Source organism: Nocardia nepalensis, from assembly GCF_048910785.1.
GTDB classification, from domain to species: domain Bacteria; phylum Actinomycetota; class Actinomycetes; order Mycobacteriales; family Mycobacteriaceae; genus Nocardia; species Nocardia nepalensis.
In genome coordinates, this window is sequence record NZ_JBKBET010000005.1 from 542724 (window position 1) to 554640 (window position 11917).

Here is an 11917-nt window from a genome sequence, read left to right on the forward strand (position 1 = left end):
GACCTTGGAGTGTTCGCGATGGCTTTGAAAACGGTGTCGTCCCTACGATCGTCGCTCGTACCCCGAGCGGCGCTGGCCGCAGCCTCCGTTGCGCTGCTGACGGCGACGTTCACCAGTGCCTGCTCCAGCGACAACGGCGGCAATCCGTCCGGCCAGAACCTCGACGGTCGCGGCCCGATCACCTATGTAGAGGGCAAGGACACCACCGAGACCGGCGCGGTCAAGCAGCTGATCGAGCGCTGGAATGCTTCGCACCCGGATGAGCAGGTGACGTTCAAGGAGCAGTCCAACGACGCCTCGCAGCAGTACGACGACCTGGTCGAGCACATGCGCTCCAAGCAGTCCAGCTACGACGTGGTCGCCCTCGACGTGCCGTGGACCGCGGAATTCGCCGCGAAGGGCTGGATCCAGCCGCTGAAGGGCAACTTCAATATCGACACCTCGGCGCTGCTTTCCCCGACGGTCGCCAGCGCCACCTACAACAACACCCTCTACGCCGCGCCGCGAAACACCAACGGCGGCTTGCTGTTCTACCGCAAGGACCTGGTGCCCAACCCGCCCAAGACGTGGAGCGAGATGCTGGCGCAGTGCCCGATCGCCAAGCAGAACAACATCGGTTGCTACGCGGGCCAGCTCGCACCGTACGAGGGCCTGACGGTGAACGCCGCCGAGGCCATCAACGCCTACGGCGGCACCTTCGTCGGCGCGGACGGCAAGACCCCGACCGTCAATACCCCGCAGGCGCGCGCCGGACTCAAGGTGCTGGTCGACGCGTACAAGAACGGCGATATCCCGAAGGAAGCCATCACCTTCAAGGAGCCGGAGAGCGCCAACGCCTTCAACACCGGCAAGCTGCTGTTCATGCGCAACTGGCCGTCCACCTTCGGTGACGCCGGTTCGGAATCCTCCGCGGTCAAGGACAAGTTCGGTGTCGCGCCGCTGCCCGGCGAGAACGGCGTCGGCGCCTCGACCCTCGGCGGCTACAACGCGGCCATCAGCGCGTTCTCCAAGAACAAGGCCACCGCGCTGGACTTCCTGCGCTTCCTGATCAGCGAGGACGCCCAGCACATCGTCGCGGCCGGTGCGCTGCCCTCGGTGCGCGCGTCGATGTACGACGATCCGGCACTCATCGCGAAGATGCCGTACCTGCCAGCGCTCAAGGATTCGATCGCCAACGCGGTGCCGCGTCCGGTCACCCCGTTCTACCCGGCGGTGTCGAAGGCCATCCAGGACAACGCATATGCTGCGTTGAACGGAACCAAGTCCGTCGACGACGCGATCACGGGTATGCAAAAGGGCATCGAGACAGCGGGATCGTAGCGAGTACGAGAGCGGACCCGAACACCCCGTAGGAGAGAGAAACGGTGTCGGATCCTTCGGGAACGGCCACTCGCGTGCCGAGCGTCGGCGATAAGCCGACAAAGCGCGGATTCGGTGGAACCTTGGCTTTGGAGTTGCGGCGTTCCGGTAAGGCGTGGTTATTCGTCACGCCCGTGTTGATCACGTTGTCCGTGGTCGTCGGCTATCCGGTCTTCCGCGCGCTGTACATGTCGTTCCAGAAGGACGCCGGGCTCGACCCGGCGACCGGCATGTTCGTCGAGGGCGGCAGCGCCGGATTCTCGAACTACACGCACTGGCTGCTGCAGCAGTGTCAGGCGTCCGGTGAGACGGTCTCCTGCCCGACCGGCAACCTCGGCTCGCAGTTCTGGCTGGCCATCGGCGTGACGCTGTTCTTCACGGTGATCACGGTGACCCTGGAGGCGACCCTGGGCCTGGGCATGGCCATGGTGATGGGCAAGACCTTCAAGGGCCGTGCCCTGCTGCGCGCCGCGGTGCTGGTGCCGTGGGCGATCCCGACCGCGGTCACCGCCCGGTTGTGGGAGTTCATGTTCCAGTACGACGGCGTGGTGAACCGGATCTTCGGCACCCACATCCTGTGGACCTCGCAGGCCTGGCCCGCGCGGTTCGCGGTGATCGCCGCCGATGTGTGGAAGACCACACCGTTCATGGCCTTGCTGCTGCTGGCCGGTCTGCAGGTGATTCCGGCCGACGTCTACGAGGCCGCCAAGGTCGACGGCGCGTCGGCCTGGCAGCGCTTCACCCAGATCACGCTGCCGCTGCTCAAGCCCGCGCTGCTGGTCGCGGTGCTGTTCCGCACCATGGACGGACTGCGCCTCTACGACCTGCCCGCGATCATGACGCTGGGCAATCCGTCCACCCGCCCGATTTCGGCGCTGGTGGTCGAGCAGGTCCGGCAGGGCCCCAATAGCGCGGCCGCACTGTCGACGATCACCTTCCTGCTGATCTTCGCGGTGGCATTCCTGCTGGTGAAGGTCTTGGGCGCCAATGCAGTTCGGACCCAGGAAGAACAGCGGGAGGCCCACTGATGACCACCGTGACCACCAAAAAGCCCGCGGCACAGACGCCTTGGACCAAGCGCCTGGGGTCGGTGCGGCTGTATCTGGGTGCGCTGATCGTGCTCGTGTGGGGTCTGGCCCCGTTCTACTGGATGGCCGTCACCGCATTCCGCGATCCGGACTACACCTTCGACAACACCCCGTGGCCCACCCACGTCACCTTCGAGAACTTCCGCAATGCCTTCGACACCAGCCGCGGCAACGACTTCGGCAAGGCGCTGCTCAATAGCGTCATCATCGGCGCGGTGACCACGGCGGCCGCGCTGGTGCTCGGCGTGCTCGCCGCCTATGCGCTGGCCCGGCTGACCTTCAAGGGCAAGTACCTGGTCTCCGGGCTCATCCTGTCCGCGTCGATGTTCCCGGTGGTCGTGCTGGTCACCCCGCTGTTCCAGCTGTTCACCAACCTCGGCTGGATCGGCGAATACCAGGCGATGATCATCCCGAACATTTCGTTCGTGCTGCCGATGACCGTCTACATCCTGGCCTCGTTCTTCGCCGAATTGCCTTGGGAGCTCGAAGAAGCCGCGCGCATCGACGGTGCGACCAAGATGCAGGCGTTCCGGCTGGTCATGCTGCCGCTGGCCGCGCCGGCGGTCTTCACCACCGCGATCCTGGCGTTCATCGCCTCGGTCAACGAATACCTGCTGGCCCGGCTGCTCTCCAGCGATCGGACCGAACCGGTGACCGTCGCGATCGCGCGTTTCTCCGGTAACAACCCGCTGGTGCAGCCCTACGCGGCGATTATGGCGGCGGGCACGATGGTCACGATTCCGCTGGTCATCATGGTGCTGCTGTTCCAGCGCCGCATCATCTCCGGCCTCACGGCGGGTGGCGTCAAGAGCTAGCTCGCACCCGTCGCACGGTTGAAATTCCGCAGCGCCAGTAATACTCGATGATAGGATCGCGGGTCACTTCGGCCAGGCAGGGTTGCCGCCGAAGTCCCGGTTTCCGATCGTATCCGTGCAGGTGAGTTTTACCGACGCTCCGGGAGGAGATGATCGTGAGCTCGTTCGGCAAGCGGCGACAACGCGGCGGGGGTCGCAGGGGCAAACCGGAGTCGGCACCGTACGCATCCGTTGCCGGGTTCAACGATCACAGCACCGGCAGTTCGCGGCGCAAGGACAGGCGTAAGGACAGGAGCCGACCGGCGAAACCGCCTCGCGCGGCGACACCGTCGCGGCCTGCGCCGACACCCATCGATCGGCCCCGGCGCACCCGCGGCGAACGCTTCCGGCGCTTGCTGCTCGCCCTGTTCATCACCTTCGTCGCGGTGCCGTCACTGCTGTTCGTGCTCGTCTACTGGAGCGCCGAGATTCCGGATCCCGATGCGGTGCAGACCAATCAGATCGCCACCATCCTGGCCGCCGACGGCACCACGGTGATCGCGAAGGTCGTTCCGCCCGACGGCAATCGGGTTCCGGTGCCGCTGTCGGATGTACCGAAGCCGGTGCGCGATGCGGTGCTCTCGGCCGAGGACCGCAACTTCTACACCAATCCCGGTTACTCGACCGCCGCCTTCCTGCGCGCCGCCCACGACAACATCCTGGGCAAGGAGGATGCGGGCGGCGGCTCCACCATTACCCAGCAATATGTGAAGAATGCCTTCCTGGGCTCCGAGCGCACCCTGACCAGGAAGATGCGCGAGCTGATCATCGCGTCGAAGATGGCGCGGCAGTGGAGTAAGGACGACATCCTCGCCGCCTACCTCAACACGATCTATTACGGCCGCGGCTCCTATGGCATCTCGGCGGCCGCGAAGGCCTATTTCAACAAGCCGGCGCCGGAACTGACCCTGGCCGAGGGCGCGGTGTTGGCCGCGGTCATCCGCACCCCGTCGATCCTCGATCCGGAAACCCATCTCGCCGATCTGACGGCGCGCTGGAAGTACGTGCTGGACGGCATGGTCGAGATGGGGGTGCTCGCGCCGGGCGACCGCGATGCGACGGTGTTCCCGCAGATCGTCCCGATCAACCAGATTCCGGATGCCAACGAGGCCCGCGGCCCGCAGGGGCTGATCCGCACTCAGGTGCTGCGGGAATTGCGCGCCGCCGGAATCAGCGAGCGGGAACTGAATACCGGCGCGCTCCAGATCACCACCACCATCGACGCCAAGGCCCAGCAGGCCGCGCTCGGCGCGATCCACGACCGGCTCGACCCGCAGCCCCCCGAACTGCGCGGTGCGGTGGTCTCGATCGATCCGCGCTCCGGCGCGGTGCGCGCCTACTACGGCGGCTCCGACGGCATCGGCTTCGATTTCGCGCAGGCGCCGCTGCAGACCGGCTCCGCCTTCAAGGTTTTCGCGGTGATCGCGGCGCTGCAGCAGAACATTCCGCTCAGCCGCGTGCTCGACAGTTCACCGGTGACCGATCATGGCACCAAGATCACCAACGTGGACGGCGAATCATGCGGTAAATGCCCGATGTCCGAGGCGCTGAAGCGCTCGCTGAACACCAGCTTCTACCGGTTGACCATGTCGATGTTCGACGGTCCGAAGGCAATTGCGGACGCCGCCCACCAGGCCGGGATCCCGGAGGAGATTCCCGGCGTCGCCGGTAAGACGCTGACCGAGGACGGTGGGCGGCCGCTCAACGGAATCGTGTTGGGCCAGTATCTGGTTCGCCCGATCGATATGGCCTCGGCCTATGCGACGATCGCCAATTCCGGTGTCTACCACCAGCCGTACTTCCTGCAGCGCGTGGTCACGGGCGACGGCCGGGTGCTGCTCGATCGGGGTGCACCCGACCATCAGGTCGGCAAGCAGCTCCCGGCGGGACAGCAGCGCATCCCGCGCGGCATCGCCGACAACACCACCGAGGCGATGACCCCGATCGCCGCGTATTCGAACGGGCACAGCCTGTCCGGCGGACGCCCCTCCGCCGCCAAGACCGGCACCACCCAGCTCGGCGAGACCCAGCAGAACAAGGACGCGTGGATGATCGGCTTCACCCCGTCGCTGTCCACCGCGGTCTGGGTCGGCACCGAACAGTCCGAGCCGATCCAGACCGCGCGCGGCGCCGACATCTACGGCTCCGGCCTGCCCGCCGATATCTGGAAGCAGGTGATGGACGGCGCGCTCGACGGCACGCCGGTCGAGCAATTCCCCTCGGCCGCACCGCTGGGCAGCCAGTCGAATGCGGGCAAACCCTCCGGCGGCGGCTACGACATCCTGAACCCGCCGTCCGGCACCACGCCCGCGCCGGTCATCGTGATCCCGCCCGCACCGCAGCCGCCCAAGGAAGTCGAGATCTTCCCCGGATTGAGCATTCCGTTACCTGGCTGAGCGGTTTGCGGTGAATGTTCGTTTACCGGGGCCATGGGAACGGATGACGTGGCAGCATCGTTGGCCAGAGTGCAGAGCGATCGGCATCGGCACCGCGCGAGCGCGGCACGCCGAGGACCGAAACCAGGCCGACGCCGACGCCGCGGGATCGATGAGGAAGGATATGGCCACGAGCGACGACACGCGGCGTGAGCGTCGGGCCCGGAGGAGGTAGCGCAGCGTGACCACGCGGGGCCAGCGAACGCCGCAGTCGAACACAGCGGCGTGAGCGGCGGCCCGCAGGCGGCAGCGTGCGTAACCAGCAGGGCACCGCGAAAGCCGCCGATCGAATACAGCGGCGCGGGATGGGCCCGCAGCGCCGCCAGATGGAGACAGACTAGACATAGGGGCTACGCCGGTGGATTTCAATGTCGTTGACCGTCCCGAGACGCTCGTGGCGGGCACAGTGCTTCGCAGCCCGGCACTCGCGGTCGAGGGACCGCGCCGCGCGAAGGTGGAGGAGGCGTGGAAGCGCAACCTGGCACGCACCCTGCCGGGGCCGCCGACGACCGCGTACGTCGACCACGCGCCGGAGATCAACTCATATCTGACCCATATCGTCGGCTACCGCTGCCACACCTTCGCGGATCTGCTCCCGGGTGACGTGCTGGCGCGGGTGCCGGCGGGCCGGTTCGCGCGGTTCACGCTCAGCGGCGACAACCTCGGCGACACCATCGTGACCATCTGGCGCGCGGTGTGGGATGCCGAGGCCGCCGGACGCTTCGTGCGCTCGTATACCGGTGACGTGGAACATTATCCGGACGCGCGCACTGCCGAGGTATTCGTGGCGCTGGCAGACGAACCGGTCGACGGTTAGGAACAGGTGTGGACTTCGAAATTGTCACATTGGACGAAAGCCTGGTCGCCGGGCTCACCGTCCCGCTGGCCGGGCGCGAGGTGACCGCCCGCGACCTGGACCTGGTGAACTTCACCTGGGATCGGTATCTGGCGCGGGAGAAGAACGTGCCGCGAGTGGCGGCCTACATCGGCCAGAACGATCACGCCGTCGCCGTCCTCGGCTACGAGATCGCCGATATGGACGATATGGACGCCGGTGATGTGCTGACCCGCATCCCCTCCGGGCGCTACGCGAAATTCGTTGTCTCCGATAAGCCCTACGACCTGCTGCGCACCGCATGGGCGCAGGTCCGCAAGGCCGAGAGCGCAGGCACCATCACCCGCTCCCACACCGCGGAACTCGAACGCTACACCGGCCCGACCTCCGTAGAGGTCTACGTCTCCCTGGACTGACCACGCCCAGCCCCGCCGAGCGTAGTCGAACGGTGACACAGCCCCTACGGGCACACGACGCGCCAGCACCTGCTCCGGCAGACCACTGGACGGCAGCCGATCCAGGGACAACCGAGCCCGGGGAGTCTGTGCAGGACAACAGGACCCACCGCAGCCTGACCAGGATCAGACCGGGTCGCGGCAGCAACCTATTCCACGCGGCAGTGGATACAGCGAAGCCGGGCCGGAGATTCCTCCGGCCCGGCTTCCTTCGTCAACCGACGTAGTTACTCAGCGCCGATGATGAACGCCTCCAGCTGCTGGCGCGCGATATCGTCGGCCAGCTGCTTCGGCGGGGACTTCATCAGGTACGCCGAGGCCGGGAGGACGGGGCCGCCGATGCCGCGGTCCTTGGCGATCTTCGCGGCGCGCACCGCGTCGATGATGATGCCCGCGGAGTTCGGCGAATCCCACACCTCGAGCTTGTACTCCAGGTTCAGCGGCACATCGCCGAAGGCGCGACCCTCGAGGCGCACGTAGGCCCACTTGCGGTCGTCGAGCCAGCCGACGTGATCGGACGGGCCGATGTGCACATCGTTGGCGCCCAGTTCCTTCTTCAGGTTGCTGGTGACGGCCTGGGTCTTGGAGATCTTCTTCGACTCCAGCCGCTCGCGCTCGAGCATGTTCTTGAAGTCCATGTTGCCGCCGACATTGAGCTGCATGGTGCGGTCGAGCTGCACGCCGCGGTCCTCGAACAGCTTGGCCATCACGCGGTGGGTGATGGTCGCGCCGACCTGGCTCTTGATGTCGTCGCCGACGATGGGAACGCCCGCCTTGGTGAACTTTTCGGCCCAGACCGGATCGGAGGCGATGAAGACCGGCAGCGCGTTGACGAACGCGACGCCCGCGTCGATGGCGCACTGGGCGTAGAACTTGTCCGCCTCTTCGGAGCCGACCGGCAGGTAGGAGACCAGGACGTCGACCTTGTTGTCCTTCAGCACCTGCACGACGTCGACCGGCTCGGCCTCGGACAGCTCGATGGTCTCGGCGTAGTACTTGCCGATACCGTCCAGCGTCGGACCACGCTGCACGACAACGTCGCTCGGCGGCACGTCGGAGATCTTGATGGTGTTGTTCTCGCTGGCGAAGATCGCCTCGGCCAGGTCGAAGCCGACCTTCTTGGCGTCGACGTCGAATGCGGCGACGAACTTGACGTCGCGCACGTGGTACCGGCCGAACTTGACGTGCATGAGGCCGGGGACGGTGGAGGTCTCGTCCGCGTCCTTGTAGTACTGCACGCCCTGGACCAGCGAGGAAGCGCAGTTACCCACGCCGACGATGGCGACGCGGACTTCGGTGGCGATTTCAGCCTTTTTGTCTTCACTCATGGCCGATATTTCCCTCTTTCTGTGGTGCCGCCTTCGTCGATTGCTCCGCCGCAATCAACTCGTTGAGCCAGCGCACTTCGCGCTCGCTTGATTCCAGACCGAGCTGGTGGAGCTGGCGGGTGTAGCGATCCAGTGAGCCACTGGCCTTCTTGATCGCCTCCCGCAGTCCCTCTCGGCGCTCCTCGACCTGGCGTCGCCTACCCTCCAGAATCCGCATCCGCGCTTCCGCGGGGGTGCGGCTGAAAAACGCCAGGTGGACGCCGAAGCCGTCGTCGGTGTAGTTCTGCGGTCCGGTATCGGCGAGCAGTTCGGTGAACCGCTCGCGACCGGTCGGAGTCAGTTGATAGACCCGTCGCGCGCGACGGGTGACGCCCGCGACGTTCTCCTCGGCGATCAGCCCGTCCGTCTGCATGCGACGCAGCGTCGGATAGAGCGACCCGTAGGAGAAGGCCCGAAACGGCCCGAGCAAACCGGTCAGCCGCTTGCGCAGCTCGTACCCGTGCATGGGCGCTTCGAGGAGCAGCCCGAGGATTGCCAGCTCGAGCATCGGGCTTCACCCCCTGACTGTGTGTGCAGACCTAACCAATGGATGCGACTTTCCACTATATCGGAGCGATATAAACGTGCATAGTCGTCGGCGATACATAGAGCTGTTCCCGCAGGTAGAAGCCGTTAAGTCATACCCATCGGACATGAAGGAAGCCCCGCCACCTCGGCAGTCGCACGAGGGACGGGGCTTCTCAGCACCCGGCTATGACCGGTCGAACTCCCCATCCGCCACCCCAGCGGTAAAGGCTTCCCACTCGCCGGGCGTGAAGACCAGCGCCGGGCCGGTCGGATTCTTGGAGTCACGAACACCGACCCTGCCCCCGTCGAGGAACGCGACCTCCACGCATTCCTTGCTGCCGCCGCTGCGGCTGCTCTTGAACCAACGGGCTTCGGATAGGTCAGCGCTCACGGTCGTGCTCCCTTGCTAGATCCCTCAACAGAATTCTGCTGCTGTTGTCATCCAACGATGCGCGCCGGATGGTCTCGTGCGCCTCTGTGTACCGCTGCACGGTACCGACCTTCTCGGAATACATGTCGCCGGTGTAATTCTCGGCGTACACGATGGTCGGCTCAACGGATTTACCCTGACTGTCCAGTCCGAAGTCCAGGATCACGAAGGGGCCGATCTGATCCCCGGTCGGCATCCCGGCAGAAAAGGGCAGGATCCGGACGGAGATGTTCGGGCGAGTGCTCTGGTCGGCAAGGTGCCGCAGCTGCTTCACCATGATCTTGTGACTGCCGATCACGCGCCGAAGGGCACCCTCGTGAAGGATCACTTCGAGACGAATCGGCTTGATTCCCCGCATGATCAATGCTTGCCTCTGAAGCTTGAGTTGAACTCGGCTCTCCAGTTCGGAATCGGTATCGCCCGGATTTGCCGCGCGTGCGAGAACTCGCACGTAGTCGGCGGTTTGGAGCAGGCCGGGCACAAGGTCTGGTTGATAGGTGGTCAGAGTCTGAGCCGACGCTTCCAGGCCCACATACACACTGAAGTTCGCCGGAATCACATCCCCGAACTCATGCCACCACGATTTCACCGCGGCCTGCCGGGCCAACCCGATGAGTGCGGCAGTGCGCTCGTCGTCGATGCCGTAGATGCGACATAGTTCGCGGACATCGACGTCACGCACGCGATCCGACTGCCCCCGCTCCAGACGCTGAAGTGTGCTCTTTCCCCACTGCATAAGGGTGGCGGCATCTTCCAGCGTCATCCCCATTGCATCGCGCCCCTCCCTCAGATACCGCCCCAGTTGGCGTCGCGGGAGGGTGCTACTGACGTTGTCCGGCATGGCGTTCCATCCTGAGATGTCCGTGTATCCCGCATTGGGACGATCGTGACATCCACGATGGGCATGTCGCTGGGCTTTCGGCACAGTTCTTTTGGGTTCCCACAATGACCTGTTGGCCAAGCACTCGAAGGAGTGTGCTGAATATGCGCCCGGCGGGGAGAACGGCCAGCTTGCCCAGCCAGTCCGCTTCCGTCCCGGGGACATTCAGGGGTTGTCGGGACCGGGCGCACCCACCGAAGTCGAGGTCCGGGAGGTCGGCAGATGCCGAGGCGAAAGCTGCCACAGCGAGATCCGTTCGTCGGCCCGCCAGCCGAATACCGCGGCGCCCCAGCCGATGTGGTCGAGCGGTTCGCCGATGCCATCCACGAATGGGCAGACCAGCCCACAGAACCGTCCCGGTGCCGGGGTGAGGACTCCCCCGGCATCGGGCGTGCCAAGAGCGAGGGGGCGTGATGCGTCGAGATTCGTTGCGAACCACGCAAACTCACGATGGCCGCAAGGTTGCGGTGTGGCAACTGGCCCAAAGTTCCGCACGCATCCTGCGCGTGCAGTTCCCGTACGAGTCCTTCACCGCCCACCGCTTGCCCTCGCGCACCCTGCTGCCGAACGCGCAACCCGGAACCATCCTCTTCGACGCGAATCCAGACCTGGTCGACGCACGCCAACTACTCCCCGCCCACGACGACCTGTGGGATGCGCTACGCAACGACTACTGGACCGCCCTGCTGAGCGCAGCAGACCTCCCGAACCAATCGGGCCGCAACACACATGACTGACACTCAGCCTCATCAGGCCGACATTGGGCCTCGCAAACCTTTCGCACACCTCGCACATCGACTCGCCACACGAAACGCCGTGCCCGAACTCGGAAGGTATGCGCCAAGTCCAGACTTGCCGCACTCATGGGCGCCTGGAGGCTGCTGTGGACCGCCGGGATGCGGGGGACACGGAGAAATCGTGATGCGTTGATGCCGGGAACGGCCCAGTTCAGCTAGGAATACCGGTCGGTCGAACCAGCACAGCCCGGCGCGGCCCGCGCGCGGCACCGCTACTCTGGTTCTCGTGCGAATTCAGCGACAGGTGGTCGACTACGCTCTCCGGCGTCGGTCGCTGCTCGCTGACGTCTATGCGGGCCGTGTCGATGTCGCCGAGGTATGTGATGCGCATCCCTACCTGTTACGTGCGGCGAAGTTCCACGGTCGGGGGAGCGAGGTCACATGCCCTATCTGCCGGAAAGAGCAATTGACGCTCGTATCCTGGGTCTACGGCGACGGCCTCGGCCCGATGGCGGGTTCGGCTCGCACACCAGAGGAACTGATACGCCTCGCCGAGACTCGCGAGGAGTTCTCGGTCCATGTCGTCGAGGTATGCCGGAGCTGCAGCTGGAATCATCTGGTGCAGTCCTATGTGCTCGGTACCGCTCCGTCGCCCACGCGGCGGCGCCCGGGTACCCGGGCCAACCGGCGTTCCGCAGCCGAATGATGTGCCAGGTCATCTGCCCGTCGGGTGACACGCGGAGCCTCGACGCGTCCGCCGCGGCGTTGATCGCCGCACCGCGCCCCGCAGACCCTTACGAGTTATGGAGATCTTGTCAGTGAATTCGCCCTACGAGACTTCCCCCTACGGCGATGAACCGCACGGCGGCCGCACTCAGCGAAGTTCACCACCTCCGAACCCGTATCCCGGCCAGCGCCCGGCCGGTCCCCCACCCGGCCAGCGGCCCGG

The 11917-nt window shown here is 65.5% G+C and carries 13 protein-coding genes; 8 read left to right on the forward strand and 5 right to left on the reverse strand.

The window, feature by feature from the left end; all coding sequences use genetic code 11:
- Window positions 1-18: 18 nt before the first annotated feature.
- From ACHQ4I_RS06825 to ACHQ4I_RS06850, 6 genes are all read left to right on the forward strand, one after another.
- Entirely contained in the window at window positions 19-1320 is a 1302-nt protein-coding gene (locus tag ACHQ4I_RS06825) for an ABC transporter substrate-binding protein (protein ID WP_420770799.1), read from the forward strand.
- Between the two features lie 44 nt (window positions 1321-1364).
- Window positions 1365-2387 carry a carbohydrate ABC transporter permease gene (locus ACHQ4I_RS06830; RefSeq protein ID WP_420770800.1) on the forward strand — a complete coding sequence of 341 codons (1023 nt, stop codon included), beginning with the start codon at window positions 1365-1367 and terminating at the stop codon, window positions 2385-2387.
- Window positions 2387-3262 carry a carbohydrate ABC transporter permease gene (locus ACHQ4I_RS06835; protein ID WP_420770801.1) on the forward strand — a complete coding sequence of 292 codons (876 nt, stop codon included), beginning with the start codon at window positions 2387-2389 and terminating at the stop codon, window positions 3260-3262. Before ACHQ4I_RS06830 ends, ACHQ4I_RS06835 begins: the two co-directional genes overlap by 1 nt.
- Before the next feature lie 149 nt (window positions 3263-3411).
- Window positions 3412-5697, forward strand: a complete 2286-nt coding sequence (locus ACHQ4I_RS06840) for a transglycosylase domain-containing protein (protein ID WP_420770802.1) — start codon at window positions 3412-3414, stop codon at window positions 5695-5697.
- A 397-nt stretch (window positions 5698-6094) separates the two neighbouring features.
- Window positions 6095-6553: a GyrI-like domain-containing protein gene (locus ACHQ4I_RS06845; protein ID WP_420770803.1), complete on the forward strand. Its 459-nt coding sequence runs from the start codon at window positions 6095-6097 to the stop codon at window positions 6551-6553.
- 8 nt (window positions 6554-6561) lie between these two features.
- On the forward strand, window positions 6562-6987 hold the full coding sequence (locus tag ACHQ4I_RS06850; RefSeq protein ID WP_420770804.1) for a GyrI-like domain-containing protein: 426 nt from the start codon (window positions 6562-6564) through the stop codon (window positions 6985-6987).
- Between the two features lie 266 nt (window positions 6988-7253).
- On the opposite strand, the gene ACHQ4I_RS06855 is transcribed toward ACHQ4I_RS06850, so the two are convergent.
- The 5 genes from ACHQ4I_RS06855 to ACHQ4I_RS06875 form a co-directional block, all read right to left on the reverse strand.
- Window positions 7254-8354 carry an inositol-3-phosphate synthase gene (locus ACHQ4I_RS06855; RefSeq protein ID WP_420770805.1) on the reverse strand — a complete coding sequence of 367 codons (1101 nt, stop codon included), beginning with the start codon at window positions 8352-8354 and terminating at the stop codon, window positions 7254-7256.
- Window positions 8347-8901, reverse strand: a complete 555-nt coding sequence (locus tag ACHQ4I_RS06860; RefSeq protein WP_420770806.1) for a PadR family transcriptional regulator — start codon at window positions 8899-8901, stop codon at window positions 8347-8349. The genes ACHQ4I_RS06855 and ACHQ4I_RS06860 overlap by 8 nt, the downstream gene beginning before the upstream one ends.
- 204 nt (window positions 8902-9105) lie before the next feature.
- On the reverse strand, window positions 9106-9312 hold the full coding sequence (locus tag ACHQ4I_RS06865) for a DUF397 domain-containing protein (RefSeq protein WP_420770807.1): 207 nt from the start codon (window positions 9310-9312) through the stop codon (window positions 9106-9108).
- The gene (locus ACHQ4I_RS06870) at window positions 9302-10192 is read right to left on the reverse strand and encodes a helix-turn-helix domain-containing protein (RefSeq protein WP_420770808.1); all 891 of its coding nucleotides are present in this window, start codon (window positions 10190-10192) and stop codon (window positions 9302-9304) included. Before ACHQ4I_RS06870 ends, ACHQ4I_RS06865 begins: the two co-directional genes overlap by 11 nt.
- Before the next feature lie 204 nt (window positions 10193-10396).
- Window positions 10397-10558 (reverse strand): hypothetical protein, encoded by a 162-nt coding sequence (locus tag ACHQ4I_RS06875; RefSeq protein ID WP_420770809.1) that lies wholly within the window; start codon window positions 10556-10558, stop codon window positions 10397-10399.
- Window positions 10559-10659: 101 nt separating this feature from the next.
- Here ACHQ4I_RS06875 and ACHQ4I_RS06880 point away from each other — a divergent pair, with 101 nt between their 5' ends.
- The gene (locus ACHQ4I_RS06880) at window positions 10660-10968 is read left to right on the forward strand and encodes a hypothetical protein (protein ID WP_420770810.1); all 309 of its coding nucleotides are present in this window, start codon (window positions 10660-10662) and stop codon (window positions 10966-10968) included.
- A 304-nt stretch (window positions 10969-11272) separates the two neighbouring features.
- Window positions 11273-11674: a DUF5318 family protein gene (locus ACHQ4I_RS06885; RefSeq protein WP_420770845.1), complete on the forward strand. Its 402-nt coding sequence runs from the start codon at window positions 11273-11275 to the stop codon at window positions 11672-11674.
- Window positions 11675-11917 lie beyond the last annotated feature (243 nt).

Bases quoted from the DNA above. Each gene is read 5' to 3' on its own strand.
- ACHQ4I_RS06825 (WP_420770799.1), top strand. From the start codon at position 19: ATGGCTTTGAAAACGGTGTCGTCCCTACGATCGTCGCTCGTACCCCGA.
- ACHQ4I_RS06835 (WP_420770801.1), top strand. From the start codon at position 2,387: ATGACCACCGTGACCACCAAAAAGCCCGCGGCACAGACGCCTTGGACC.
- ACHQ4I_RS06840 (WP_420770802.1), top strand. From the start codon at position 3,412: ATGATCGTGAGCTCGTTCGGCAAGCGGCGACAACGCGGCGGGGGTCGC.
- ACHQ4I_RS06855 (WP_420770805.1), bottom strand. From the start codon at position 8,354: ATGAGTGAAGACAAAAAGGCTGAAATCGCCACCGAAGTCCGCGTCGCC.
- ACHQ4I_RS06860 (WP_420770806.1), bottom strand. From the start codon at position 8,901: ATGCTCGAGCTGGCAATCCTCGGGCTGCTCCTCGAAGCGCCCATGCAC.
- ACHQ4I_RS06870 (WP_420770808.1), bottom strand. From the start codon at position 10,192: ATGCCGGACAACGTCAGTAGCACCCTCCCGCGACGCCAACTGGGGCGG.